General features: G+C 72.1%; 21 protein-coding genes. 14 read left to right on the top strand and 7 right to left on the bottom strand.

What is annotated here, in order from left to right:
- Nucleotides 1–61: 61 nt before the first annotated feature.
- The gene (locus tag J8N05_RS31060; protein WP_210888755.1) at nucleotides 62–328 is read right to left on the bottom strand and encodes a helix-turn-helix domain-containing protein; all 267 of its coding nucleotides are present in this window, start codon (nucleotides 326–328) and stop codon (nucleotides 62–64) included.
- Nucleotides 329–422: 94 nt separating this feature from the next.
- On the opposite strand from J8N05_RS31060, the gene map reads away from it, so the two are divergent.
- The gene (gene map, locus J8N05_RS31065) at nucleotides 423–1259 is read left to right on the top strand and encodes a type I methionyl aminopeptidase (RefSeq protein WP_210888756.1); all 837 of its coding nucleotides are present in this window, start codon (nucleotides 423–425) and stop codon (nucleotides 1257–1259) included.
- Between the two features lie 65 nt (nucleotides 1260–1324).
- Here map and J8N05_RS31070 read toward each other — a convergent pair whose 3' ends face one another.
- Nucleotides 1325–2923, bottom strand: coding sequence for a carboxylesterase/lipase family protein (locus J8N05_RS31070; RefSeq protein WP_210888757.1), 1599 nt, complete (start codon nucleotides 2921–2923; stop codon nucleotides 1325–1327).
- A gap of 354 nt (nucleotides 2924–3277) precedes the next feature.
- Between J8N05_RS31070 and J8N05_RS31075 the strand changes: the two genes are divergently transcribed.
- Entirely contained in the window at nucleotides 3278–4306 is a 1029-nt protein-coding gene (locus J8N05_RS31075) for a LacI family DNA-binding transcriptional regulator (RefSeq protein ID WP_210888758.1), read from the top strand.
- Nucleotides 4307–4804: 498 nt separating this feature from the next.
- On the opposite strand, the gene J8N05_RS31080 is transcribed toward J8N05_RS31075, so the two are convergent.
- Both J8N05_RS31080 and J8N05_RS31085 read right to left on the bottom strand, forming a co-directional pair.
- On the bottom strand, nucleotides 4805–5491 hold the full coding sequence (locus tag J8N05_RS31080) for a ThuA domain-containing protein (RefSeq protein ID WP_210888759.1): 687 nt from the start codon (nucleotides 5489–5491) through the stop codon (nucleotides 4805–4807).
- 17 nt (nucleotides 5492–5508) lie between these two features.
- Nucleotides 5509–6249: a GbsR/MarR family transcriptional regulator gene (locus J8N05_RS31085; protein WP_210888760.1), complete on the bottom strand. Its 741-nt coding sequence runs from the start codon at nucleotides 6247–6249 to the stop codon at nucleotides 5509–5511.
- 254 nt (nucleotides 6250–6503) lie between these two features.
- Between J8N05_RS31085 and J8N05_RS31090 the strand changes: the two genes are divergently transcribed.
- From J8N05_RS31090 to J8N05_RS31105, 4 genes are all read left to right on the top strand, one after another.
- On the top strand, nucleotides 6504–7172 hold the full coding sequence (locus J8N05_RS31090; protein WP_210888761.1) for a DUF4097 family beta strand repeat-containing protein: 669 nt from the start codon (nucleotides 6504–6506) through the stop codon (nucleotides 7170–7172).
- 70 nt (nucleotides 7173–7242) lie between these two features.
- A complete protein-coding gene (locus tag J8N05_RS31095; RefSeq protein ID WP_210888762.1) occupies nucleotides 7243–8241 on the top strand; it encodes an ATP-binding cassette domain-containing protein in 999 nt (332 codons plus the stop codon).
- Nucleotides 8238–9029: an ABC transporter permease gene (locus J8N05_RS31100; protein ID WP_210888763.1), complete on the top strand. Its 792-nt coding sequence runs from the start codon at nucleotides 8238–8240 to the stop codon at nucleotides 9027–9029. Before J8N05_RS31095 ends, J8N05_RS31100 begins: the two co-directional genes overlap by 4 nt.
- 139 nt (nucleotides 9030–9168) lie before the next feature.
- Nucleotides 9169–9564, top strand: coding sequence for a VOC family protein (locus tag J8N05_RS31105; protein ID WP_210888764.1), 396 nt, complete (start codon nucleotides 9169–9171; stop codon nucleotides 9562–9564).
- A 108-nt stretch (nucleotides 9565–9672) separates the two neighbouring features.
- On the opposite strand, the gene J8N05_RS31110 is transcribed toward J8N05_RS31105, so the two are convergent.
- Nucleotides 9673–10407: a helix-turn-helix domain-containing protein gene (locus tag J8N05_RS31110; protein ID WP_210888765.1), complete on the bottom strand. Its 735-nt coding sequence runs from the start codon at nucleotides 10405–10407 to the stop codon at nucleotides 9673–9675.
- A 2-nt stretch (nucleotides 10408–10409) separates the two neighbouring features.
- On the bottom strand, nucleotides 10410–11369 hold the full coding sequence (locus tag J8N05_RS31115; RefSeq protein ID WP_210888766.1) for an AraC family transcriptional regulator: 960 nt from the start codon (nucleotides 11367–11369) through the stop codon (nucleotides 10410–10412).
- Between the two features lie 81 nt (nucleotides 11370–11450).
- Here J8N05_RS31115 and J8N05_RS31120 point away from each other — a divergent pair, with 81 nt between their 5' ends.
- Entirely contained in the window at nucleotides 11451–12287 is an 837-nt protein-coding gene (locus J8N05_RS31120; protein ID WP_210888767.1) for an NmrA family NAD(P)-binding protein, read from the top strand.
- Nucleotides 12288–12357: 70 nt separating this feature from the next.
- Here J8N05_RS31120 and J8N05_RS31125 read toward each other — a convergent pair whose 3' ends face one another.
- Nucleotides 12358–13521: a YihY/virulence factor BrkB family protein gene (locus tag J8N05_RS31125; protein WP_210888768.1), complete on the bottom strand. Its 1164-nt coding sequence runs from the start codon at nucleotides 13519–13521 to the stop codon at nucleotides 12358–12360.
- Between the two features lie 784 nt (nucleotides 13522–14305).
- Here J8N05_RS31125 and J8N05_RS31130 point away from each other — a divergent pair.
- The 7 genes from J8N05_RS31130 (at nucleotide 14306) to J8N05_RS31160 (ending at nucleotide 25802) form a co-directional block, all read left to right on the top strand.
- Nucleotides 14306–16801, top strand: a complete 2496-nt coding sequence (locus tag J8N05_RS31130; protein WP_407699946.1) for a Pls/PosA family non-ribosomal peptide synthetase — start codon at nucleotides 14306–14308, stop codon at nucleotides 16799–16801.
- Between the two features lie 36 nt (nucleotides 16802–16837).
- Complete coding sequence (locus tag J8N05_RS31135) at nucleotides 16838–19222, top strand: amino acid adenylation domain-containing protein (RefSeq protein WP_210888769.1); 2385 nt, start codon at nucleotides 16838–16840, stop codon at nucleotides 19220–19222.
- 104 nt (nucleotides 19223–19326) lie between these two features.
- Nucleotides 19327–20328, top strand: coding sequence for a TauD/TfdA family dioxygenase (locus J8N05_RS31140; RefSeq protein ID WP_210888770.1), 1002 nt, complete (start codon nucleotides 19327–19329; stop codon nucleotides 20326–20328).
- Nucleotides 20325–21386, top strand: coding sequence for a 2,3-diaminopropionate biosynthesis protein SbnB (sbnB, locus tag J8N05_RS31145; RefSeq protein WP_210888771.1), 1062 nt, complete (start codon nucleotides 20325–20327; stop codon nucleotides 21384–21386). Before J8N05_RS31140 ends, sbnB begins: the two co-directional genes overlap by 4 nt.
- Nucleotides 21387–21456: 70 nt before the next feature.
- Nucleotides 21457–22443 carry a 2,3-diaminopropionate biosynthesis protein SbnA gene (gene sbnA / locus J8N05_RS31150; RefSeq protein WP_210888772.1) on the top strand — a complete coding sequence of 329 codons (987 nt, stop codon included), beginning with the start codon at nucleotides 21457–21459 and terminating at the stop codon, nucleotides 22441–22443.
- A gap of 80 nt (nucleotides 22444–22523) precedes the next feature.
- Nucleotides 22524–24191 carry an acyl-CoA dehydrogenase family protein gene (locus J8N05_RS31155; RefSeq protein WP_210888773.1) on the top strand — a complete coding sequence of 556 codons (1668 nt, stop codon included), beginning with the start codon at nucleotides 22524–22526 and terminating at the stop codon, nucleotides 24189–24191.
- 279 nt (nucleotides 24192–24470) lie between these two features.
- Nucleotides 24471–25802: a GAF domain-containing protein gene (locus J8N05_RS31160; protein WP_210888774.1), complete on the top strand. Its 1332-nt coding sequence runs from the start codon at nucleotides 24471–24473 to the stop codon at nucleotides 25800–25802.
- Nucleotides 25803–25870 lie beyond the last annotated feature (68 nt).

The following is a 25870-nucleotide window of genomic DNA, read 5'->3' on the forward strand; positions in this document are numbered from 1 at the left end:
CGCCCCGCTCACCGCTGTGAGCGGGGCGAAGGCGTACCCGGGAGGGGAAAGGATCAGGCGATCAGGAGGCCGCGCTCAGCGCGGGGTCGGTGCGCCAGACGCTGGCGAGCTCCGGAAGAGGCACGCCCAGTACCTCACTGAGCCGGACGATCGTGCCGAACGCGGGCGTCGGCATGCGGCCGGTCTCGATCTTGCGCAGGGTCTCGGGCGAGATCTCCGCCGCCGCGGCGACTTCGGCGGGGCTGCGTCCGGCCCGCGCGGAGCGCAGGGCCGCTCCGAGACGACGGCCCGCCTCGATCTGTTCTGGGGCGAGCGGATGGCGGACCATCCGCACATGCTAGAGGCGGTGGCGTCCGGCGGGCAACCGCCCCACCCTCTGGTATAAATATACCGGTCGGCCGCCCCGGGAATCGAGGAACGCAGTGATCGAGCACAAGTCTCCCGCAGACATCGAGCGTATGCACACCACCGGACGGTTCCTGGGTCAGGTGCTGGGCGAACTCGGTGACCTCGCGGCGGTCGGGGTGAACCTGATGGATCTGGAGCACCACGCCCGCCGCCGGATCAAGGAGCGCGGCGCGGAGTCCTGCTACTGGGACTACGAGCCCTCGTTCGGCAAGGGCCCGTTCCGCAACGTGGTGTGCCTCTCGGTCAACGACGCCGTGCTGCACGGGCTGCCGCACAGCTACAAGCTGCGCGACGGGGATCTGCTGACCATGGACATGGCCGTGACCGTCGACGGCTGGGCCGCCGACTCGGCCCTCTCCGTCGTCGTCGGCACCCCGGCCGCGGAGGACCTGCGGCTGATCGAGGCCACCGAGGTCGCCCTGGAGGCCGCGATCGAGGTCGCGCTGCCGGGCAACCGGCTCGGTGACATCTCGGCGGCCATCGGCGGGGTCGCCAAGGAGTACGGCTACCCGGTCAACCTCGAATTCGGCGGCCACGGCATCGGCCGCACGATGCACGAGGAGCTGCACATCCCCAACGACGGCCGCCCCGGCCGCGGCTGGAAGCTGCGCCCCGGGCTGACGATCGCGATCGAGCCCTGGTTCGCCGCGGGCACCGACAAGATCGTGTACGACCCCGACGGCTGGACGATCCGCTCGGCGGACGGCTCGCGCACCGCCCACTCCGAGCACACGGTCGCCATCACCGAGAGCGGCCCGCTGGTCCTGACCCGCCGCCCGGAGAGCACCAAGGGCACCGCGAGCGCCAAGGGCCGGGAGTCCCGGCGGAAGTCGGCGACGACCGAGCGCTGACGCGGTCCCGGCCCGAGCAGCTTGTGCGGCTGCGGGCGGGACGGGGTGCGGGTTGCGGGCTGTCGTCAGATCCTCCGCATCGCGCCCGGCCTGCGCAGTCGCCCCACCACCGTCCTCGATGCCGCACCCGGCTCGCGTGACGCCGGGTCGCGCTCGATCCCGGTGGGCGCCGCGGGCCCCGTCTCCCACAGGGCCATCTCCCGGTCCCGGGGCCCCCGTACGATCTCGGGCCCGCCCGACCCGAAGACCCGTACGGGGTGCGTGTCGTCCCAGGCGGGCCAGCCCGGGTCGCCCGTGACGGCGAACCGCACCCAGGCCGCGTGCATCTCGTCGGCGAGGGACTGCGGCGCCCCGGGGCCCGCGAGCATCGCCGCCTCGGGTACGCCGACCGTGTCGAAGACGAAGCCAAGTTCCAGCGCGTGGCAGGCACCGAGGCCAGCAATGTTCGACGGCCAGGCGAACTCGTAGACGTGCGAGGGCGCCCGGTGGGCGTCGGCCAGCCGGTGCAGCGGCACACGGAGGAGGAAGTCGGTGACCAACTGCCCCACCAGGTCGGCGGTGCTCGTGCCGGGGCGGGCCAGCCGGTAGCCGCGCGGCACCTCGGGACCGCAGCGGCAGCGGGCCCTCGCGGCGGTCAGGGCGACCGGGCCGAGCCGGTCCAGGCGTTCGAGGAGTCCGGTCGGGGCGAGCCACAGCCGGTACTCCTCGCTGGTCCAGCCCACGAGCAGTTCCACGTCCTTGGCCACATCGCCCTCGATCAGCGCCTCCAGCGGATCGCGCGGCACCAGGTCGCCGTCGACGACGATGCCGAACGCGGGCCCGCCGACGACCGGGCTCGCACGGCGGCCGGCCTCCGCCTGCGCCTCGGCGAGGGCGCCGCGGTCGGCGACGGCGAACGCCCGCGCGGTCGCCGGGATCCTCAGCCTGGCCGCCATACGCCGCACCAGGCGCCGCACCTTGTCCCTGTCCGTCACCTCGGGCGCCCCGCTCTGCAGCACCGCCCGCCGGAACAGTCCCTGGGCGCGCGGGCTCGCCAGCAGCGCCCCGATGCTGATCGCCCCCGCGGACTCGCCGAAGACGGTGACCCGGTCCGGGTCGCCGCCGAACTGCTCGATCGAGTCCCGTACCCACTCCAGTGCGGCGAGTTGGTCGCGCAGGCCCGGGTTGGCGGGCGCGTCCGGGAAGAGGCCGAACCCCTCCACTCCCAGGCGGTAGTTGAAGGACACGCACACCACGCCGTCCCGGGCGAAGGACCGGCCGTCGTACACGGGGATCGCCGACGAGCCCCGGGTCAGCGCTCCTCCGTGGATCCACACCATGACCGGGAGGCGGGCGCCCGGACCCGGCTCCGGCGTCCATACGTTCAGGTTCAGGCAGTCGTCGCCCGGTACGACCGGGTCGGCGAGCAGTTTCGCGAAGGCCTCGGAGTACGGCGGCTTGGGCGGCGTCGACCCGAACGCGCCCGCGTCGCGCACGCCGTCCCACGGCTCGGGCGGTACGGGCGACCGGAACCGGCGGGGGCCGAAGGGCGGGGCCGCGTAGGGGATGCCCCGGAAGACGGCGAGGCCGTTCTCGTAACGGCCCCGCACCGCCCCGTAAGGGGTGCCGACCACCGGATCCTCGGCCGCGCCGGGATTCTCGGTCACCGCGGGTACCTCAGCCATCCGAACCCCTCCTCACCGCAACGAACCGCCTCTGCGGGCCGCGCTGCCGCTTGACCGCATCACCGCATCACCGTCAGCGCATCACAGAACTCTCCTGTTCCGCAGCCCCGGGGTGCCGAAGCCGGACGTGTCGGCCGCCCCGAACCGCTCGGGGAACCGCGCGGGTGACCACTCGGGGAACCGCACACGCCCAGCATGTCCGGCATTTCGAGACTTTCGGCTCCGAGGAATTCCACCGAGTACCCGCTCTTCCACGGTGAGTTCGGGCGGCCTTACTGTAGGGACCGCTTTAGGAAGCGCTTTCTACCCGAAACTTTCGCGGGCCCTCGGGACGGGGCCGGAGAGGTGGGCTCCATGGTGCGTACCGGGAGCGTGGCGGGGCCGACCCTCGCGGTCGTCGCCCGCGAGGCAGGAGTGTCCGTACCCACGGCCTCGAAGGTGGTCAACGGCCGTGAGGACGTGGCACCGGAGACCCGCCGCCGGGTCACCGAGGCACTCGACCGGCTCGGTTACGTGCGCAGACCCCGCTTCGACGCGGCGAAGTCGCCCGGCCTGGTCGACCTCGTCGTGCACTCGCTGGAGAGCTCCTGGGCCGGCGCGATCCTGCACGGGGTGGAGGAGGCGGCGCAGGACGCGGGACTTGAGGTGGTGGTCTCGGCGGGGCTGACCCGGACGCGGGGCGACCGTCCGGAGCGCGGCTGGCTGGACAAGCTCGCCACCCGGGGCTCGTCCGGGGTGCTGTTCCATCTCGCCGAGCTGACCGTGTCCCAGTACGCCTGGCTGGAGCAGCACCGGATTCCGTTCGTGCTGATCGACCCGGCGGTCGAACCGCCCGTGGGTGTCGTGTCGGTCGGCGGGGCCAACTGGCACGGCGGGGTGCTCGCCACCGAGCATCTGCTCTCGCTCGGCCATGAACGGATCGCCGTCATCGCGGGGCACCGCCGCAGGACGTGCGGCGGGGCGCGGGTCGCGGGGTACCGGTCTGCGCTCGCGGCGGCGGGGGTGAGGCATCGGGCGGAGTACCTGCGGTACGGCGGGTTCGACGAGGGGTCCGCGCAGCGCAGGATGCTGGAGCTGCTCGATCTGCCGGAACCGCCGACGGGCGTCTTCGTGTGCTCGGACCGGATGGCGCTGGGCGCGTATCGCGCGCTTGCGGAGCGGGGGTTGTCCGTGCCGGACGATGTCAGTGTGGTGGGGTTCGACGATCTGCCCGAGGCACGGTGGGCATCACCCGCGCTGACCACCGTCCGGCAGCCGGTTGCCGAGATGGCGGGGGTTGCGTTGCGGTTACTGGTGCGGTTGATGGCCGGTGAGCAGCCTGAGGGGACTCGGACCGAGTTGTCGACGCGGTTGGTTGTGCGGGCGAGTACGCGGGGGCGGTGACGCTTGGGGGGGCGGGCGCTGTGTGGAATGTGCGGGTGCGTTGTGGCTGGCCGCGCCGTTCCCCGCGCCCCTTAAAAACCCGGCATGTGCGGGTGCGTCGTGGCTCGCCGCGCCGTTCCCCGCGCCCCTTAAAAGCCGGCATGTGCGGGTGCGGCGTGGCTCGCGCCGTGAAGGAATCGGCGGGCGCCGTGCGGATCGTGCGGGTGCGTCGTGGCTGAGCGCGCCGTTCCCCGCGCCCCTTACAGACGCCGGTCAGCACGGAGCTTTCAGGGGCGCGGGGAACGGCGCGACCAGCCACAACCCACCCGCACACGCCCCACCACGCCACCCCCCACGGGCCCTTTAGGGGCGCGAGGAACTGCGCGACCAGCCACAACGCACCCGCACATGCCCCACCACGCCAGCCCCCAGGGGCCCTTTAGGGGCGCGGGGAACTGCGCGACCAGCCACAACGCACCCGCACCCGCAAACGGACCCAGTGGTTTCGCCGCGCCCCCCCTAGAACGCGGCTGCCCAAGTTATGCCGCCCAGTAGGTGGCTGCGGAAACGGGCGTCCTCGTAGGACTCCGGGGCGTGGCCCAGGGCCGTGTAGAAGGATCTGCCCCTGCCCTGGGCGTGGCACCAGGACAAGGGGTGGTCGTCGCCCATTCCGCCTCCGTCGTACGAGGCCTCGTCGGCGGAGAGGAGTACGCGTACCGAACCCCGGGGACTGGCCCGGAAGTCGTACCACTCGTCGGTGAAGGCGAAGGCTGCGGGCAAGTGCCGCGTCGCCGGATGATCGTGGTCCTCCACGATCACCCGGCCCGGCTGCAGGTCGGGATGCCGGGCGAAACGCGCCCCGAGCAACTCGCCGTAGTACGGCCAGTCGTACTCCGTGCAGGCCGCCGCGTGCACCCCCACGAAACCGCCGCCCGCCTCGACGTACGCGGCCAGGTGCTCCCGGCCCGCGGGGGTCAGGACGTCACCGCTGGTGGAGAGGAAGACGACGGCCGCGTACGGGCCCACGGGGGCGTCGAAGAAACCGGGGTCCTCCGTCGCGTGGACGTCGAAGCCGTGCGCCGCCCCCAGCGCCCGCACGGCGGCCGTGCCGTCGGGGATGGAGTCGTGGCGGTAGTCCGTGGTGCGGGTGTAGACGACGACCCGCGGACGGGGCGAGGGCGAAGGCGAGGGGTGCTGCGCTGCCATGAACGGGCTCCAGGTCTCTAGCGCGTCGGTTCGGCCGGGGCCGGCGGCTCGGGCTTCGTGTACAGGACCTCGCGCGCCTGTTCCGCGGCACGGGTCATGCCCTCGCCCACGAAGTCGACGAAGCGGGCGATGCCTTCGAGGCGGGCGGCGGCCGGGGAGTCGGGGCCGAGGACGCTGACACCCTGCCGTGCGGTCTCGGCGAGCTGGGCGTGCGACTTGGCGGCGGCGATCATCCCGTCGTACCAGACGTCGTTGTCGACGACATAGCGCTCGCGGCGCCGGTCGTCCCGCTCCCGCCGGATGAGGCCCTGGCTCTCCAGGAGTGTGACCGCTTTGGAGATGGACGCGGGGCTGACCTGGAGGTGCTGGACGAGTTCGGACGCGGTGAGGCTGCCCGCGTCGGTGGTGTAGAGGTGCGCCAGCACCCGGGACGTCATCCTGGGCAGGCCCGACTGCATGAGGAGGGTGGTGAACACCTCCACGTACGCGCGTACGGCCTCGGCGTCACGGCCGTGGGCCTGCGGGGGCGCTTCCTGCCCCTTGGGCGCGGCCTCCCTGCGCCGGTGGGCGCGGTGTTCGGTGGCGCGGTGGGCCAGGTCCGCGCGGTAGGCGAGAGGGCCGCCGTTGCGCATGACCTCGCGGGTGACCGTCGAGGTCGGGCGGTCGAGGCGCCTGGCGATCTCCGCGTACGCGAGGTCGTCGGCCAGCCCCAGCGCGATCTGCTGGCGTTCCTGCTGAGTGAGCCTGCCTCCCGGCATCGCGGTCTCCTTCATGGTCCTCGGTCGTGCTCGATGCGCCGAGCATAGCGTTCACTCCAAGCACATTGCAACGACCGCGGCGAGTGCTGTTGCGTTAGATGCACTACCAGCGCAACGATTAATAGGTCTTGAGCTGCGAATACTGCACTCGTACGCAACAAGCCTGTTGCCGTATCCGTGAACGCAACGTAGCTTTTCCAATGTCGGAAACGCCGAACGGGCGAACGGACAACAACCACACCGAGGAGAGCACCATGCAGAAGTTCGACACCACCGACCAGGTCTCCGCCGTCATCGACATCCCCGCGGGCCGCATCAGGGTCATCGCCGCCGACCGGGCCGACGCCACGGTCGAGGTCCTGCCCGCGAGCGCCTCGAACAGCCGGGACGTGAAGGCGGCCGAGCGCATCGAGGTCGCCTACGACGACGGCGTCCTGCGGATCGAGGCCGCACCGGCGAAGAACCGGATCCTCGGCAGCTCCGGGTCCGTCGAGGTGACCGTCCAGCTCCCCGCCGGCTCCCGCGTCGAGGCGAAGACGGCCGCCGGCGAGTTCCGGGGCGTCGGACGGCTGGGCGACGTCGCCTTCGAGGGGGCGCAGGGCTCGGTCAAGCTCGACGAGACCGCGGAGGCCCGCCTCACCCTGCTCGCCGGTGACGTCTCGGTCGGCCGCCTCGGCGGTCCGGCGGAGGTCAGCGTCCAGAAGGGCGACATCCGTATCACCGAGGCCGTGCGCGGCACGGTCGTGCTGCGCACCGAGGCCGGCGACGTGTCGGTCGGCGCCGCCCGCGGGGTCTCGGCCTCCCTGGACGCCGGTACCGCCTCCGGCCGGATCGACAACGCGCTCAAGAACTCCGACGGCGCCGCCGCTCTGAACATCCACGCGACCACGTCCTACGGCGACATCACCGCCCGCAGTCTCTGACCCGCGGCCCACCCGGCCACGGTTCGCGCCCCGCAGTCCCCGACCCGTAGTTCTCGAAGGAGCATTCCTCATGACCGACCCGGCCATCGCGGCGAACGGGCTGCGCAAGTCCTACGGCGACAAGGTCGTGCTCGACGGCATCGACCTGGTCGTCCCCGAGGGAACGATCTTCTCCCTGCTCGGCCCGAACGGCGCCGGCAAGACCACCGCCGTCAACATCCTCTCCACCCTCGTCTCCCCCGACCCCGCCTCCGGCGCGATCCGCGTCGGCGGTCACGACCTCGGCGCCGACCCGCAGGCCGTGCGGGCCGGAATCGGTGTCACCGGCCAGTTCTCCGCCGTCGACGGCCTGATCACCGGCGAGGAGAACATGCTCCTCATGGCCGACCTGCACCATCTGCCCCGGAGCGAGGGACGCCGCGTCACCGCCGAACTCCTTGAACGCTTCGACCTCACCGACGCCGCCAAGAAGCCCGCCTCCAGCTACTCCGGCGGCATGAAGCGCCGTCTCGACATCGCCATGACCCTGGTCGGCAGTCCGCGGATCATCTTCCTCGACGAGCCGACCACCGGTCTCGATCCGCGCTCCCGCCACACCATGTGGCAGATCATCCGCGAACTGGTCACGGGCGGCGTCACCGTCTTCCTCACCACCCAGTACCTCGAAGAGGCCGACCAGCTCGCCGACCGCATCGCCGTCCTCAACAACGGCCGCATCGCCGCGGAAGGCAGCGCCGAGGAGCTGAAACGCCTCGTCCCCGGCGGACACGTGCGGCTCCGCTTCACCGACCCGCACGCCTACCGCTCCGCCGCCTCCGCCCTGCACGACGTCGCCCGCGACGACGAGGCACTCGCCCTGCAGATCCCCAGCGACGGCAGCCAGCGCGAACTGCGCGCCGTCCTCGACCGGCTCGACACCGCCGGCATCGAGGCCGACGAACTCACCGTGCACACCCCCGACCTCGACGACGTCTTCTTCGCCCTCACCGGCAGTGCCGCCGACACCGGTACCGCCGGCGTCCCCAGCCAGACCACCGCGTCCGACCAGACCAAGGAGAACGTCCGATGAGTACCCTCTCCCTCGCCGTGCGCGACTCGTCCACGATGCTGCGCCGCAACCTCCTGCACGCCCGGCGCTACCCGTCGCTCACCCTGAACCTGCTGCTCACCCCGATCATGCTGCTCCTGCTCTTCGTCTACATCTTCGGCGACGTGATGAGCGCGGGGATCGGGGACGGCGGCGCCGACCGCGCCGAGTACATCGCCTACATCGTCCCGGGCATCCTGATGATGACGATCGGCAGCACCGTGATCGGCGCCGCGGTGTCCGTCGCCACCGACATGAACGAGGGCATCATCGCCCGCTTCCGCACCATGGCGATCCACCGCGGATCGGTGTTCATCGGGCACGTCGTCGGCAGCGTCCTGCAAGTGCTCGCCAGTCTGGTCCTCGTCGGCGCCGTCGGTGTGGCCATCGGCTTCCGGTCCACCGACGCCACGTTCATCGAGTGGCTGGCCGCGTTCGGTCTGCTGGCCCTGTTCGCCCTGGCGCTGACCTGGATCGCGGTCGGGATGGGCATGGCCAGCCCGAACGCCGAGGCGGCCGGCAACATGGCCATGCCGCTGATCCTGCTGCCCCTCATCTCCAGCGCCTTCATCCCGGCCGACACCATGCCGGGCTGGTTCCGGCCGATCGCCGAGTACCAGCCCTTCACCCCGGCCATCGAGACCCTGCGCGGCCTGCTGCTCGGCACCGAGATCGGGTACAACGGCTGGCTGGCCGTGGCCTGGTGCCTGGGCCTGGCGGCGCTCGGCTACTACTGGTCGGCCTCGCAGTTCAACCGCGACGCGAAGTAACCGCCGTGCACCGCGGGCCGGCTCCCGCACCCCGTCCCACCCCAAGGCGGCGTACCCGACCATGTGTCGGAGTGCGCCGCCTTGTCCGTACGTCCGATTCCTTCAAGACCCGCGCCCGTACGGTCCCTACGGTGGTCCCATGACTCCACGATTCGATCTCATCGGCCTCGTCGTCTCCGACATGGCCGCGTCGCTCGCCTTCTACCGCCGTCTCGGTCTCACCTTCCCCGAGGGTGCCGAGAGCCTGCCGCACGTCGAGGCGGAACTGCCCGGCGGTCTGCGCTTCGCGCTCGACACCGAGGACACGATCCGCTCGTTCCACCCCGACTGGCGACCGCCGACGGGCGGGGGCCGGATCGCCCTGGCCTTCCTGTGCGACAGCCCCGCGGACGTCGACGCCACGTACGAAGCGCTGCTGGCCGCGGGCCACACGGCGGAACTGAAGCCGTTCGACGCGCCCTGGGGCATGCGCTACGCGACCGTCCAGGACCCGGACGGCAACGGGGTGGACCTCTTCGCCCACCTCGCCCGGTAGCGGCCCCTCTTCAGGGGGCGCAGCCCCCGGAGCTTGCGGGGGGGTACGTGCGGGTCCGGTGGGGGCTGGTCGCGCAGTTCCCCGCGCCCCTTCAGGGGCCGCGCCCCTTCAACGGCGCAGCAGTTCCCCCAACGGCGCCCCCGCCAACTCCCTCACCTCCCGCGCCAGATGAGCCTGGTCCGCGAACCCCGCGACCACCGCCACCTCCGCCGCGGCGCCCCCACCCCGCACCAGGGCCAACGCCCGCTGCAAGCGCAGCACACGAGCGAGCGTCTTCGGCCCGTACCCGAACGCGACGAGGGCCCGCCGGTGCAACTGCCGCTCGCTCCAGCCGACCTCCTCGGCGGTCGCGGCGACAGCGGCCCCCGCGGACAGGGCCGCGACCACGGCCCGCAGCCGCGGATCGGGCGCCCCGGCCCCGGCCGCCCGCCCCACGGCGACCGCCTCCAGCGCGGCGGCGGGATCGGCCGCCGCGTCGACCCGCTCGGTCAGCCGCCGCACCTCGCCCCCGTCCCACAGATCCGCGAGGTCGACCCGCCGGTCCCGCAGTTCATGGGCGGGTACACCGAGATAGGAGGGCGCGGTGCCGGGGAAGAACCGCACCCCCGCGTACCGTCGCGGCCCGCCGGGTTCGTCGCTCAGGTACGCCCGTGTGTCGGGGCCCGCGACGAACAACCGGCCCTCGGTCCACAGCAGGTCCATGCAGCCGTCGGGCAGCACCGGCGCCGCGTCGCCCGGCTCGGCGGCGCGGGTCCACACGACCGCGCCGGTGAGCCGCGACGCCCGTTCCCGGTACGGCGCCGGCGACGACCCGGAGTGCTGCTCGGCGTACGGCTCGGCCACGGTCAGAAGGCTACGCCGATCGGTGGCCGGGCCGCCCGCGTCCGGTGTTCCTGCGGGCTGACCCCGTACACCCGCTTGAAGGCGCTGGACAGGGCGAACGCGCTGCCGTAGCCGACCTGGCGGGCGATCGCCTCCAGGGTGTCGTCGGTGTCGCGCAGCCGGTCGGCGGCGAGGGCGAGGCGCCAGCCGGTCAGGTACGTCATCGGGGGCTCGCCGACGAGTTCGCTGAAGCGGCGGGCGAGGGCGGCCCGCGAGACACCGGCCTTCGTGGCGAGGGAGGCGACCGTCCAGGGGTGCGCGGGGTCGTCCTGGACGAGCCGCAGCACCCGGCCGACGACCGGATCAGCGAGGGCCCGGTACCAGGCGGGCGCCTCGGCCTGCGGGCGGGAGAACCAGGCCCGCAGCGCGGCGATGACCAGCAGGTCGAGCAGCCGGTCGAGGACGACCTCCTGGCCGGGCTCGTCGCGCACGATCTCCTCGGTGAGCAGCGGGGTCAGCGGACACTCCCACACATCGGAGGTCAGCGTCAGCACCGGCGGCAGCGCGTCGAGGAGCCGCCCGCTGACCTCGCCCTGCACCGGATACGTACCGATCAGCATCACCATGGAACCGTCGAGGCGCTGCCCCCAGGTGCGCACGCCGAGGTCCATGTGACCGCGCATCGAGCGCCCGTCCGGGTAGGTGCACTCCTGGCCCGGCAGGATCACCGCGATGGGCGGGGTGGCGGGGTCGTCGGCGCAGGTGTACGGGTCGGGGCCGCGCGCGATGGCGAGGTCGCCGGCCCGCAGCAGCACGGGCTCGCCCGCGTCGGGCGTGATCCAGGACTCGCCGCGGATCATCAGCATGACGGTGAGCGGGGCGCGGTCCTCGATCCGGAGGGACCAGGGTGGTTCGAAGCACGCCCGGATCATGAAGGCGCCACGCGCGCGTGGACCCTCCAGAAGCCCTGCGAGTGCGTCCATGGGATTCAGAGTAGACGCGCTCTTATGGGAACGAGAGGTTCGGCGATGTCCCCTTTCGGCGTGCGGTCGTTGACTGGGGCCATGACGGAGAACACGCAGAACGGGACGGTGTTGGTGACGGGCGCCTCGGGGAAGACGGGGCGCCGGGTGGCGGAGGCGGCGAGGGCCGCGGGGTTCCGGGTACGGGCCGCTTCGCGCGGTGGGGACGTGCGCTTCGACTGGTACGACCCCTCGACATGGGACGGGGCGCTGCGCGGGGCCGACGCGGCGTATCTGGCGTACGCGCCGGACGTCGGTGCGCCGGGCGCGGCCGGGAACGTCGCCGCGTTCGCCCGGCGGGCGCAGGATCTCGGTGTGCACCGGCTGGTGCTGCTGTCGGCGCGCGGGGAGCGTCAGGCGGAGCCGACCGAGCGGGCGCTGCGCGAGTCGGGGGCCGCGTGGACCGTGGTGCAGGCCGACTGGTTCTTCCAGAACTTCAGCGAGGGCCTGCTGGTGGAGGGGGTGCGCGGCGGCGAGTTCGTGTTCCCGGCGGGTGAGGTGCCGGTGCCGTTCATCGACGCGCGGGATCTCGCGGAGGTCGTGGTGAAGGCCCTGTCGGACTCCTCGTACGCGGGGCGGACGCTGGAGATCACGGGGGCGCGGCTGCTGTCCTTCCGGGAGGCCATGGCGGAGATCTCCACCGCGGCGGGCCGGGAGATCCGGTACGTGCCGGTGCCGACGAAGGAGTACGGGGAGATCCTGGCGGGGTTCGGGCTGCCGGCCGAGGAGGTGGCGTTCATGGAGGAGGTCTTCGACGGGCTGCTCGACGGGCACAACGCGCGGACCACCGACGTCGTACGGGAGGTGCTGGGGCGTGCGCCGCGCGACTTCGCGGACTTCGCGCGGGAGCACGCGGCGGACGGGGTGTGGAAGGTCTGACGCCCCGCGCCCCCTGGATCCCCGGATCCCCCTGACGCCCCGCCGCGGTCACCGTGGCGGGGCTGCCGCGTCACTGCGGCGGAGGTGTCTCGTCGCTGTTCTTGGGGGTGGACTTGGCGTGGGTGCGCAGCCGGGAGGTCACGTCCTCGGGGGGCAGGAAGCGGGACCAGCGCTCCGGGAACTCGGAGGGCATGTCCGGGTCGTCGGGGTCGTCGTAGCCGTCCTCGGCCTGCGCGGCGCGGGCCGCCGCCGCGCGGGCCACGAGGTCGGCCGCCTGTTCGGCGCGCAGCCGCTCGTTGACGGCGCGGGCGGCGGCGGTGGCCGCGGCGGGCCAGACACGGTCGATGGCCGCGTTGACGGCGGCGCCCACGAGGACGGCGAAGGCGGCGACGCCGATCCACAGGAGGACGGCGACGGGCGCGGCCAGGGAGCCGTAGATCGTGGGGCCCTCGACGGTGTTCGTGAGGTAGATGCGCAGCAGGAGGCTGCCCAGCACCCACATGGTGAGCGCGACGAGCGCGCCGGGCACGTCCTCGATCCACGGTGAGCGCACCGGTACTGACACGTGGTAGAGCGTCGTCAGGAAGACGACGGACAGGACGATGACGACGGGCCAGTAGAGCACCTGTACGACGGTCGTCGACCAGGGCACGACGTTCACCACGGCGTCGGGGCCCGCGACCATCAGCGGCAGGGCGATCGAGCCGATCAGCAGGGCCACGAGGAAGAGCAGGAAGGCCATCAGGCGGGTCCTGACGATCCCGCGCACCCCGTCGAGGCCGTACATGACGGTGATGGTGTCGATGAAGACGTTCACCGCGCGCGAGCCGGACCACAGGGCGAACAGGAAGCCCAGGGAGATGACGTCGGGCCGGCCGCCCTCCATCACGTCGTGCAGGAGCGGTTCGGCGATCTGTTTGACGCCCTTGTCGGTCAGGACCGTGCGGGAGGCCTCCAGGAGGCTGGTCTCCACGCTGGCGATGGTGTCGGCGCCGGTCCAGTCGTCGACGTAGCCGAGCAGGCCGATCATGCTGAGCAGCAGCGGCGGGACGGACAGCAGGGTGAAGAACGCCGCCTCCGCCGCGAGTCCGAGGATCCGGTACTCGATGCACGAGTTCACGGTGTCCTTGAGCAGCAGCCAGGCGGTCCTGCGCTTGGAGACGTTCCGATAGAGGGCACGCGCCCGGTGGAGACGACCGGACGTCCTCTGAGGGGGTTCACTTGCTGGCTGCACGCCCTAAAGGTATCCGCCGCGCGGGGTCGCACTCATCCCCCGGTGCCGTGACCGGAGCGGGTGTGGCGGGAGCGGCGCACGCGACCCGGCGGCGGGACGGTACTGATCCGGTTCCGTCATACGACGGAAAAGCGGCGGCAATTCCGTGGCAACCGTAAAGAGAAATCGAACCCTTTTTCTGTCATGACCGCGTGGCCGAATTACCTGCCCTCCGGAAGTGGAATACGCAACAACGCATGCACTGTCCACCGGTGAGTTCCCCGGTGGCACGGTCGGACGAGATCATTCAGGGTGGCCGCCGTTGAAGCATCGAACAGCGAGAAAGCGCCATAGGCCGAAACGCCCTTGACCCGTTCATGAGCCCGCCGAAACAATTCGGATTGCATTGCGCTGGGCACGTGGGGACGGCTCGGTGGCACCACGACACGGGGGGACTCAGAAGGGCCCGGAGGAGGGTCCGACACAGCCGCGTTACCCATGATCCGCGTGGGAACCACGCGGATCATGCCGTGCTGCACTGCGCCTTTTCCGCGCGGCCACTTCTCACACTTCCCGAACATCCTCTTCTCGCCTGCCCTGCCACCGCACAGCGTGCACGAGAAACAATTCTACCTTCCGGCACACCGGAGTCACACAGGAATCACCGTGGTTCACCAGAACATCTTTCGTCACCAATTCAGGTGCGTGATGAAACTGCGGGCGTGAATCCTTCGTATTCCCATCCGAGGTGCCAAACACTTCCGAACAGTCCACAAGTACGAGCAATCACCAGCAAGGAGATCAAGTGGTGGGAAATCCCACTGAGGTCGCGACCGCCGCTCCGGCGCTGTCCGTGACCACCCGCGACCCGGTGAACGGGATCGAACCTGTCCTCGCGGAGGTGCTCGCCGGTGTCGTACGCGCCGAGCAGGTCCCCGTCGACAGTCACTTCTTCGACGACCTCGGTGCCAACTCCCTGGTGATGGCACACTTCTGCGCCCGGGTCAGGAAGCACCCCGACCTGCCGGCCGTGTCGATGCGTGACGTGTACGGCCACCCGACGATCCGGGACCTGGCGGCGGCGCTCTCCCAGGTCCCGGCCGAGGAGCCCGCGCCGCCGCGGGAACCGGCCGCGCCGCCCGCGGCGGGCAGCAGCGCGCGGTACGTCCTGAGCGGGGCACTGCAGTTCCTGGTCTTCGCGCTGTACTGCCTGCTCTCCGGGCTCGTCACCGCCCAGGGGTACGACTGGGTGTCGGCCGGGGACGGCGTCGTGGACGTCTACCTGCGGTCGGCCCTCTTCGGAGGCGGCGTCTTCGTCGGCCTGTGCACCCTGCCCGTGGTGGCCAAGTGGGTGCTGGTCGGCCGCTGGAAGGAGACCGAGTTCCCCCTGTGGAGCCTGGCCTACCTGCGCTTTTGGACCGTGAAGGTGCTGCTGCACGCGAACCCGATGGTCCTGTTCGCCGGCAACCCGCTCTACGTGCTGTATCTGCGGGCCCTGGGCGCGCGGATCGGCAGGAACGTCACGATCCTCTCGCACGCGGTCCCGGTCTGCACCGACCTCTTCACGGTCGGCGCGAACACCGTGATCCGCAAGGACTCGCACTTCCTCTGCTACCAGGCGCACGCCGGGCGCATCCGCACCGGCCGGGTCACGCTGGGCCAAGGCGTGTTCGTCGGTGAGAACACCGTCCTCGACATCGGCACCACCATGGGCGACGGCTCCCAGCTCGGTCACGCGTCGGCGCTGTACGGCGGCGCCGCGGTACCGGCCGGTCAGCACTGGCACGGCTCGCCCGCCCAGCGCACGGACGTGGACTACGTACGGGTCGCCCCCGCGGAGTGCGGCACCGCGCGCCGGGTCGGCTACGGCCTGGCCACCCTGCTCCAGACGCTCCTGGTCACCATGCCGCTCCTCGTCGGGGGCACGTACCTGCTGCTGACCGTGGCGCCCTCGCTGGACGTGCTGCTGAACCCGGAGACGCAGAACATCACGTCGGGGCGGTTCTACGCCGAGGCGTTCGCCCTGTCGGTCGCTCTCTTCGTGGGCTTCGTCGTGGTCGGCTTCGCCGTCGTGACCGTGGTCCCGCGGCTGCTGAACCGGTTCCTGGAGCCGGACCGGGTCTACCCGCTCTACGGCTTCCACTACTCGGTGCAGCGGACCGTCGCACGGCTGACCAACGTCAAGTTCTTCAAGTGGCTGTGCGGGGACAGCTCGTACATCGTCCACTACCTGCGGGCCATCGGGTACGACCTCTCGCACGTCGAGCAGACCGGCTCCAACTTCGGTACGGGAGTCGCGCACGAGACGCCGTTCCTGGCCACCGTCGGGCGCGGCACGATGGTCGCCGACGGGCTGTCCATCATGAACGCCGAGTACTCGGGCACGTCGTTCCGCGTCTCGCGCGCGACGATCGGACCGAACAGCTTCCTGGGCAACCACATCGCCTACCCGGTCGGCGGGCGCACCGGCGAGAACGTCCTGCTCGCGACGAAGGTCATGGTCCCGCTGGACGGGGAGGTCCGCGAAGGGGTCGGCCTGCTGGGCTCGCCGCCCTTCGAGATCCCGCGGACCGTGGAGCGCGACACCCGCTTCGACCATCTGCGCGAGGGCGACGAGCTGCACCGCCGCCTCGCCGCGAAGAACCGCCACAACCTGCACACCATGGGCCTGTTCCTGTTCCTGCGGTGGTTCGACTGGTTCGTCCTCACGGTCCTCGGCTTCGCCGCCTTCGACCTGTACGGGGAGTACGGCACGGTCGGCGGGCTGCTGATCGGGGCGTCCCTGCTCGTCGGTGTCGCGTTCACCACCGGCTACTACGCGCTGGTGGAGCGGGTCATCCTGCGGTTCCGTCCGCTGGTGCCGCGGCTGCACTCCATCTACGACCCGCTCTTCTGGCAGCACGAGCGGCTGTGGAAGGTCCCGGACACGCACTTCGCCCTCTACAACGGCACCCCGTTCAAGAGCCTGCTCTGGCGGCTGCTGGGGGTCCGTATCGGCCGCCGGGTCTTCGACGACGGGGCCTACATCACCGAACGCACGCTCACCGCCATCGGGGACGACTGCACCCTCGGCGCACACAGCAAGATCCAGTCGCACTCGCAGGAGGACGGCACCTTCAAGTCCGACCACATCGAGATCGGCGACGGCGTCACGCTCGGCGTCGGCGCGCTCGTCCACTACGGCGCGTCCGTGGGGGACGCCGCCGTGATCGCCGCCGACTCGTTCCTGATGAAGGGCGAGGAGGTACCGCCGGGGGCGCACTGGGGCGGGAACCCGGCGGCCGAACAGCGGCGCGCCTGACCACAGCACGTAGAGGAACACAGGGGGGAACACAGAATGGACACGATCCCGAGGTGGACGCGCGACCCGGGCCCGGGCACGGCGGAGTACGAAGTTCCGCTGCCCGAGGGCCTGATGACGGAGCCGTCCGCGCTGCTGGCCGCACACGCCAAGGTCCTCGCGGCCCTGTCCGGTGAGCGCGAGGCCGTCACCGGCTACGTCACCGCGAAGGGCGCGGCGCCGGTGCTCCGCCGACTGGCCGTCGGCCCCGGCACCTGGCGCGACCTGCTGGCACAGGCCGACCTGGCGGTCCGCGAGGCCGCCCACGAACCGGCCGGGGAGCCGCCCGCGCGGGAGTCGGGCGGCGACCCGGTCCCCTTCGCGGCCGTGCTCGACCCGCACGGCCACGACGACGGCACCGGACGGACCGCCGGCACCGGGGCCGCCACCGTGCTGCACGTGAGCGTGGCGGGCCACGCCCTGCGGCTGCGGTACCGCACCGACGTCCTGAACGCCGAGGCCGCCGCGCGCATCGCCGGCTACCACCTGACCGCGCTCGGCCTGCTGGCCGCCGACCCGGACGCCGCGCACGACCGGCACGGCCTCCTGGGCGAGGACGAACTCCGGTACCAGCTCGACGGGCTGGCCGGTCCGCACCGCGCACTGCCGGACCGCCGCGTCCACGAGCTCTTCGAGGAGCGGGTGGCCGCGCATCCGGACGCCGTCGCCGCCGTCCAGGGCGACGAGGAGTGGACGTACCGCGAGCTGAACGCGCGGGCCAACCGCATCGGCCGGGCGCTGCTCGCCCGCGGGCTGCGCCCCGAGGGCGTCGTCGCGGTCGTCATGGAACGCGATCTGGACTGGATGGCCGGGGTCCTCGCGGTCCTCAAGGCGGGCGGTGTCTATCTGCCCGTCGAGCCGCACTTCCCGTCCGGGCGCATCGAGAAGACGCTCAGGCGCGCCGGCTGCGAGCTGGTCCTGACCGAGGGCGGCAGCACCGCCACGCTGGACCGGGCCGACACCGGCGCCCGTGTCCTGCACGTCGAGGAGGCCTACGCGGAGGACCACGCCGACGGCGACCTCGGTGTCCCGGTCGCCGCGGACCGGCTCGCCTACATCTACTTCACGTCCGGCTCCACCGGTGAGCCCAAGGGCGCGATGTGCGAGCACGCGGGCTTCGTCAACCACGTCCTCGCCAAGATCGACGACCTGGGGGTCGGCGAGGGGCAGGTCGTCGCGCAGACGGCACCCCAGTGCTTCGACATCTCGCTGTGGCAGCTGGTCTCCGCGCTGCTGGTCGGCGGGCGGACCCTGCTGGTCGCCCAGGAGGTGATCCTGGACGTGCCGCGGTTCGTGGACACGATCACGGACGGCGGGGTCAACGTCCTCCAGGTCGTCCCGTCGTACCTCGAAGCCGTCCTCGCCGAACTGGAGCAGCGCCCGCGCGAACTGCCCGACCTGCACTGCGTGTCGGTCACCGGGGAGGCCGTCAAGAAGGAACTCGTCCAGCGCTGGTTCGCGGCCGAGCCGGGCATCCGGCTGGCCAACGCGTACGGGCTGACCGAGACCTCCGACGACACCAACCACGAGGTCATGGACCGGGTGCCGGACGAGGACCGGGTGCCGCTCGGCCGGCCGGTCGCCAACGTGCGCGTGTACGTCGTCGACGAGCACCTGGTCCCCGTACCGCTCGGCGCGCCCGGCGAGATCGTCTTCTCCGGGGTGTGCGTGGGGCGCGGGTACGTCAACGACCCCGAGCGCACGAAGGCCGCGTTCGGGGAGGATCCGTACCGGCCGGGCGAGCGGCTGTACCGCAGCGGGGACCACGGCCGGTGGCTGCCCGACGGGAAGCTGGAGTTCCTGGGCCGTCGGGACAGCCAGGTGAAGATCCGCGGCTTCCGCATCGAGATCGGCGAGATCGAGAACGCGCTGCTGCGGGTGGACGGCGTCCGGGACGGCGCCGTGGTGGTCGCGGGCGGCACCCGGCTGGTGGCGTTCTGCGCCGGGTCCGAGCCGCTCGACCCGGAGGCGGTGGCGGCCCGGCTCGCCGTGTCGCTCCCGGCGTACATGGTGCCGTCGGCCGTCCACCGGCGCGAGAGCCTGCCGCTGACCGCCAACGGCAAGATCGACCGCAAGACGCTGACCGCGCTCGCCGAGGACCTCGACCTGGCGGGGAGCGGCGCGGCGGACAGCGACGGCGAGCACGCGCCGGGCACCCCGGGCGAACTGCGGCTTGCGGCGGCCTGGGCACAGGTGCTGGGCGTCCCGCAGGACCGGATCGGCCGCCTGGACCATTTCTTCGACCGCGGCGGCACCTCCCTCGCGGCGGTGAAGCTGGCGGTCGCCCTGGACCGGGCGATCACCCTCAAGGACGTCGCCCGCCACCCCGTCCTCGCCGACCTGGCGGTACTGCTCGACGCCCCGGCCAGGGAGGCGTCGTGAACCGCGCCGGGAAACGGGCCCGGAAACCGGCGCGGGAGCCGGCCCACGACCACACGCACATCCGCGCGCGGGCCGAACCGCGCGAGACCGGAAGGAACCACACGATGTCCTCGACCCCGACGCTCCTGCCCGACGTCGTCCTGAGTCCCGGCAGCCCCCCGATCCTGCGCGCCGACGTCGCAGGGGACACGGCGGGCTGGGCGGCCGTCCACCGCGACGCGCTGCGCGCCGTGGTCGCCGAGCACGGCAGCGTCCTGGTCCGCGGTCTGGGCCTGGACGACCCGGACACGACCGGAGAGGTGTTCCGGCGCCTGGCCACCGGCCTGATGCCCGACCGGGAGTCCTTCGCACCCCGGCGGACGTACGCGGACGGCGTGTACTCCTCCACCAAGTGGCCGCCCAACCAGCAGATGTGCATGCACCACGAGCTGAGTTACTCGGTCGAGTTCCCCGCGCTGATGCTGTTCGCGTGCCTCGACGCGCCGGCCGAGGGCGGCGCCACCGCCGTCGCCGACGCGCCCACGGTGCTCGACGCGCTGCCGGCCGGTCTCACCGAGCGGTTCGCGCGCGAGGGCTGGCTGCTCGCCCGGACGTACAACGACGAGATCGGGGCGTCGGTCGGCGAGGCCTTCGGCACCGAGGACCGCGCCGCCATCGAACGCTACTGCCGGGCCCACGCCATCGAGTTCGCCTGGCAGAGCGACGGCTCCCTGCACACCCGCCAGCGCCGCGCCGCGGTGATCCGGCACCCCGTCACGGGACGGCCCTGCTGGTTCAACCAGATCGCCTTCCTCAACGAGTGGACGATGGACCCCGAGGTGCGGGAGTACCTGGTGGACGTCTACGGCCCCGACGGGCTGCCCTTCAACACCCGCCACGGCAACGGCGACCCGATCGGCGAGGACGTCGTCCGGGAGATCAACGCGGTGTACGAGGCCCACACCGTGCGCGAGCCGTGGCGCTCCGGCGACCTGATGATCGTCGACAACATCCGCACCGCGCACAGCAGGGAGCCCTTCGAGGGCCCGCGCGAGGTGCTCGCCGCACTGGCCGACCCGGTCCGGCTGACCGACTCCACCCCCACGACCGAGGTGAGGACCGCATGACCGGCACGGAACAGGCGGCGCAGGCCGCCGAGACGCGCACCGCTCCCCCGTTCACCGTCGTCTCCGGCGCCCAGGTCCAGCAGGCCCTTGAGGGGCGGGAGTCGGAGATCGCGGACCTCGTCGAGCGGGTGTACCGGCTGCACGGGGGCGGCGACTCGGTGAACCCGCCGTCGTACTTCCTGCGCTTCCCCGACCGTCCGTCGTCGCGGATCATCGCGCTGCCGGCGTCGATCGGCGGGGACATCGGGGTGGACGGCATCAAGTGGGTCTCCAGCTTCCCCGAGAACACGGCGTCCGGGCTGCCCCGGGCCTCGGCCGTGCTGATCCTCAACGACCACGAGACGGGCTACCCGTTCGCCTGCCTGGAGGCGTCGATCATCAACGCCGCCCGGACGGCGTCCTCCGCGGCCCTCGCGGCCGACCGGCTCAGCCGGGGCCGCACCCGGCCGGTCCGGGTCGGGTTCGTCGGCACCGGGCTGATCGCCCGCCACATCCACACCCATCTCACCGCCACCGGCTGGTCGTTCGAGGAGACCGGGGTGTACGACCTGTCCGCGGACAGCGCGGCCGGTTTCCACGGCTATCTGGAACGGTCCGGCGCCAAGGGCCGGCTCACCGTGCACGACAGCGCCGAGTCGCTGATCCGCTCCAGCGATCTGGTGGTCTTCGCCACCGTCGCGGGCACTCCGCACATCCACGACCTCGCGTGGTTCGACCACGCCCCGCTGGTGCTGCACGTGTCGCTGCGCGACCTGGCACCCGAGATCCTGCTCGCCTCGGCCAACTTCGTGGACGACATCGAGCACTGCCTGAAGGCGGAGACCTCTCCGCACCTGGCCGAACGCCTCAGCGGCGGCCGGGACTTCATCGACGGCACGTTGGACGACGTGCTGTCCGGGCGGGTGACCGTGCCGGCCGACCGGACGGTCGTCTTCTCGCCCTTCGGCCTCGGGGTCCTGGACCTCGCGGTCGGCAAGTTCGTCCACGACGAGGTGGCCCGGCGGGGCGAGCCGCACGTCGTGGACGGCTTCTTCCACGAGCTGCGCCGGCACGGCTGACCGGCGGGCGCCGTGCCGCACGGGACGTGGGCACGGCGCCGCACGAAGGCCGCATGAACGAGGGGGACTCATGCCTGTCATTTCCGATCCTTCGGAATTCAACGAGAACGAGCTCTACGTCGACCTGCGGGCGACGATGGGGCTGCCGCTCTTCCTGAAGTGCGAGGGGTTCAATTTCGCGGGGTCGATCAAGATGAAGGCGGCCACCGAGATGGTGGACGCCGCCGAACGCAGCGGCGCCCTGCGACCGGGATCCGTCCTGGTCGAGTCGTCGTCCGGGAACCTGGGCGTGGCACTGAGCGTGATCGCCGCGAGCCGTGGCTACGGGTTCCGGTGCGTGACCGACGCACGCTGCAACCCGGCGACCCGGCGGATGATGGAAGCTCTGGGCAGCGTGGTCCACGTCGTCGAGGAGCCGGCTCTGCACGGCGGCTTCCTGGGCGCCCGGATCGCGTACGTACGGGCGCTGTGTGCCTCGGACGACCGGTACGTCTGGCTCAACCAGTACGCCAACGACAGCAACTGGCGGGCGCACTACCGCACCACTGCGCCGGCCATCGCACGCCGCTTCCCGGACCTGGACGTGCTGTTCGTCGGGGCCGGTACGACCGGCACCCTGATGGGCTGCGCGCGCTGGTTCTGGCAGTGGCGGCGCCGGGTGCGGATCGTCGCGGTGGACACCGTCGGCTCGGTGACCTTCGGCGGGCCCGAGCGCCCCCGGCAGATTCCGGGGCTCGGCATGGGCGTACGTCCGCCGATGCTCGACGAGTCGTACGTCGACGACGTGGTGCACGTGGAGGAGGCGGACACCGTCCGCGTCTGCCGCCGGCTGGCCGCACGGGGGTTCCTGTTCGGCGGCTCCACCGGCACGGTCGTCAGCGGGGCGGCGACCTGGATGGATCTGCACGGGGCACGGGACCTCACGTCGGTGGCGCTCGCCCCCGACCTGGGCGAGCGCTACCTCGACACCGTCCACAGCCCGAGCTGGTCGGTGACCCCGCGCGGTGAGGACACGCTCGGCTCCGGCGACCTGGCCACGCTGTCGCGTCCGGCCTGACGGGACGGCGGCGCTCCGGCGTACGGGGGGTGCGGCGGGAGTTTGGTGACGATCGCCGCACCGCGGGTAGGTTCGCAGGCATGGCAGCCCGCACCCACACCGTGACCAACCAGGCTCCGCCGCTGGTCGCGTACGACCTCTTCACCGCCGACCGGGCCCTGGTGGAGGCGGTCGGCCGGCATCTCGATCCCGCGCTCCTCGACGAGGCGCGCGGCGAGCTGTCCGCCCTCGGGCGCACCTCCGGGTCCGCGCAGGTCCAGAAGTGGGGAGTGCTGGCCAACGAGAACCCGCCGAAGCTGCTCACCCACGACCGCTACGGCGAGCGTCTGGACGAGGTCGAGTTCCATCCGTCCTGGCACCGGCTGCTCGGCAAGGGCGTCTCGGCGGGGCTGACGGCGGCCTGGTCGCGGCCGGGCGGGCATGTGCGGCGCGCGGCCGGTTTCCTGGTCTGGAGCCAGGTCGAGGCGGGCAACGGCTGCCCGCTGTCGATGACCCACGCGGCGGTGCCCGCCCTGCGCACCGACCCGGCGCTCGCCGCGGAGTGGGAGCCCCGGCTCACCTCCACCGTCTACGACCAGGACCTGCGTCCTGCCGCGCGGAAGGCCGGCGCCCTGTTCGGGATGGGCATGACGGAGAAGCAGGGCGGCAGCGACGTCCGTGCGAACACCACGGTCGCACGGCCGCTCGCCGAGGACGGGACGTACGAGCTGACGGGCCACAAGTGGTTCTGCTCGGCGCCGATGTCGGACGGCTTCCTGGTCCTGGCGCAGGCGGGCCCCGCCGGCGAACAGGGCGGACAGGGCGGCCGGGACGCTCTCACCTGCTTCCTGGTGCCGCGCGTGCTGGCGGACGGCACCCGCAACGTCTTCCGGATCCAGCGGCTCAAGGACAAGCTGGGCAACCGGTCGAACGCCTCCGCCGAGGTCGAGTTCGACGGGACCTGGGCGCGCCGGGTCGGCGAGGAGGGGCGCGGGGTGCGCTCCATCATGGGGATGGTCGCCGCGACCCGGCTGGACTGCGTGCTCGGTTCGGCGGGGCTGATGCGGCAGGCGGTCGCGCAGGCCGTGCACCACTGCGAGCACCGCGAGGCGTTCGGCGGCCGGCTGGTCGACAAGCCCTTGATGCGCAACGTCCTGGCGGACCTGGCCCTGGAGTCGGAGGCGGCGACGACCCTCGCGCTGCGGCTGGCCGCCGCGTACGACGACGGCGGCGAGCAGGAGCGGGCCTTCCTGCGGCTCGCGGTGCCGGCGGCCAAGTACTGGGTGACCAAGCGGTGCACGCCCGTCGTGGCGGAGGCCCTGGAGTGCCTGGGCGGCAACGGGTACGTGGAGGAGTCCGGCCTGCCGCGGCTGCTGCGCGAGTCGCCGCTCAACTCCATCTGGGAGGGCGCGGGCAACGTCCAGGCGCTCGATGTGCTGCGGGCCCTCCAGCGGGAGCCGTCCGCGCTGAACGCGTACCTCCAGGAGGTCGGTCTGGCGCGCGGGGCCGATCACCGGCTGGACGGCGCGATCAAGGACCTGCTGACCGAACTCGCCGATCTGGGCGGTGTCGAGGGGCGCGCCCGGCGGCTCGTCGAGCGGATCGCCGTGGTGCTGCAGGGTTCGCTGCTGGTGCGCTTCGCGCCGCCGGAGGTCGCCGACGCGTTCTGCGCGTCACGGCTCGGCGGGGACTGGGGTTCGTCGCTGGGGACGCTGCCGCACACGCTCGACCTGGCCTCGGTGGTGGAGCGGGCCCGCCCCGTCTCCTGACCGGGCCCCGGCCCCGGCGGCCTTCCGGCCGGCTTCGCCACGGGGGTGGTACTGCGCCGACACGGCACCACCCCCGTGCGTCGTAGAGTTTCGGCCGCGCACCGGGCGTCGCACCAGAGTTGCAGAGGGTTGCAACGTCTCCGCACCTTGCTCTTACCTTGCAAACCCTGCATGGGATCTCCGCTGCGTGTTCGGATTGTCGCGCTCGGTGACGGACACCCGTCGCCGGGACGGACCGACAGCTGCCGGCTGTCCACTCAGGCTTTTCGGGAGGACGCGATGGCGCACTCACCCATGAACGTGGCAGGGCTGCCCCCGGGGGACGCGGCGCGGGTGGCCCGCGTGCTCGACGAGGTACGCGACGCCGCACTGTCCGGGCAGCCGGGGCCGCTCGGCCCGCGGCCGGTCATCGGGGAGTCCTGGGGGCGGATGCTGCGCAGCGGTGTCGACCCCGACCACGACTTCCGCGCCGGGCTGCTCGACCGCGACGAGATCGAACGGCGGCGCCGGGAGTCCCCGCTGCGGCACATCCTGCCGGTGCTGCGCGAGGGGCTGTTGTCGGTCGCGGACATCACCCGCCACATCATGGTCGTGGCGGACGAGGAGGGCCGGGTGCTGTGGCGCGAGGGCAGCCGTCCCGTGCTGCACCGGGCCGACGGCTTCGGTTTCGAACTCGGCGCGCACTGGGGCGAGAACGTCGTCGGCACCAACGGGATCGGCACCCCCGCGGTCGTCCGCCGCCCCGTCCAGGTCTTCGCCGCCGAACACTTCGTCCGCACCCACGCCACCTGGACCTGCACGGGCGCGCCGATCACCGACCCGCGCGACGGCCGGCTGATCGGTGTCGTGGACGTCAGCGGGCCCTGGGAGACGATGCATCCGTCGACCCTCGCGTGGGTCGACTCGGTGGCCAAGCTCGCCGAGGCGCGGCTGCGGGAACGGCATCTGGCCGCGCTGGACCGGCTGCGCTCGGTGGCCGCGCCGGTCCTCGCCCGGATCACCGGCCGCGCCCTCGCGGTCGACCGGGACGGCTGGACCGCCGCGGTCACCGGCATGCCGCATCTGGACCGGGTCGCGCTGCCCGTCGCGCCCGGCGCCGACCGGATCTGGCTGCCGTCGCTCGGCCTGTGCTCGGTGGAGCCGCTGACCGACGGCTGGCTGATACGCGCCTCGGACGGACTCCGCGCACCGGGCGGCGCCGCCCGGATCGAGCTGGACGTGTCGCAGCCGCGCCGCTGGTCGCTGACCGTGGTGGACGGAACGGGCACCTGGACCCATGAACCGAGTCCGCGCCACACGGAGTTGCTGTACCTGCTGGCCCTGCACCGCACCGGCCGCAGCGCCGCCGACCTGGCCGACGACATGTTCGGCGACCCGGCCCGCACGGTGACGGTACGGGCCGAGATGTCGCGCGTACGCCGCTACCTGGGGGCCGTCCTGGAACACCGCCCGTACCGTTTCCGCGAGTCGGCCGAGGTGCGGGTGGTCCTCCCGGACGCCCCCGGCGACCTGCTGCCGTATTCGACGGCGCCGGGGGTGGTGCGCGCACGGCTGGCGGGGACGGCGACCGGGGCGGTGGACGCGGGGGGTGTGAACCCTCTGCCGGAGTGACGACGACATCCTCCTCCCTCTGTGGGAGGCATGGGCGCAATCCCGACCTATTACCGGGTATTCGACCT

Origin of the sequence: Streptomyces liliiviolaceus (assembly GCF_018070025.1) — a bacterium.
GTDB lineage: Bacteria > Actinomycetota > Actinomycetes > Streptomycetales > Streptomycetaceae > Streptomyces > Streptomyces liliiviolaceus.

Coding starts and splice junctions, on each gene's coding strand:
- J8N05_RS31115 (WP_210888766.1), bottom strand. CDS start 11,369: ATGGACGCACTCGCAGGGCTTCTGGAGGGTCCACGCGCGCGTGGCGCC.
- sbnB (WP_210888771.1), top strand. CDS start 20,325: ATGACCGGCACGGAACAGGCGGCGCAGGCCGCCGAGACGCGCACCGCT.
- J8N05_RS31070 (WP_210888757.1), bottom strand. CDS start 2,923: ATGGCTGAGGTACCCGCGGTGACCGAGAATCCCGGCGCGGCCGAGGAT.
- J8N05_RS31140 (WP_210888770.1), top strand. CDS start 19,327: ATGTCCTCGACCCCGACGCTCCTGCCCGACGTCGTCCTGAGTCCCGGC.
- J8N05_RS31120 (WP_210888767.1), top strand. CDS start 11,451: ATGACGGAGAACACGCAGAACGGGACGGTGTTGGTGACGGGCGCCTCG.
- J8N05_RS31095 (WP_210888762.1), top strand. CDS start 7,243: ATGACCGACCCGGCCATCGCGGCGAACGGGCTGCGCAAGTCCTACGGC.
- sbnA (WP_210888772.1), top strand. CDS start 21,457: ATGCCTGTCATTTCCGATCCTTCGGAATTCAACGAGAACGAGCTCTAC.
- J8N05_RS31090 (WP_210888761.1), top strand. CDS start 6,504: ATGCAGAAGTTCGACACCACCGACCAGGTCTCCGCCGTCATCGACATC.
- J8N05_RS31135 (WP_210888769.1), top strand. CDS start 16,838: ATGGACACGATCCCGAGGTGGACGCGCGACCCGGGCCCGGGCACGGCG.
- J8N05_RS31075 (WP_210888758.1), top strand. CDS start 3,278: ATGGTGCGTACCGGGAGCGTGGCGGGGCCGACCCTCGCGGTCGTCGCC.
- J8N05_RS31160 (WP_210888774.1), top strand. CDS start 24,471: ATGGCGCACTCACCCATGAACGTGGCAGGGCTGCCCCCGGGGGACGCG.
- J8N05_RS31085 (WP_210888760.1), bottom strand. CDS start 6,249: ATGCCGGGAGGCAGGCTCACTCAGCAGGAACGCCAGCAGATCGCGCTG.
- J8N05_RS31155 (WP_210888773.1), top strand. CDS start 22,524: ATGGCAGCCCGCACCCACACCGTGACCAACCAGGCTCCGCCGCTGGTC.
- J8N05_RS31080 (WP_210888759.1), bottom strand. CDS start 5,491: ATGGCAGCGCAGCACCCCTCGCCTTCGCCCTCGCCCCGTCCGCGGGTC.
- J8N05_RS31100 (WP_210888763.1), top strand. CDS start 8,238: ATGAGTACCCTCTCCCTCGCCGTGCGCGACTCGTCCACGATGCTGCGC.
- J8N05_RS31060 (WP_210888755.1), bottom strand. CDS start 328: ATGGTCCGCCATCCGCTCGCCCCAGAACAGATCGAGGCGGGCCGTCGT.
- J8N05_RS31105 (WP_210888764.1), top strand. CDS start 9,169: ATGACTCCACGATTCGATCTCATCGGCCTCGTCGTCTCCGACATGGCC.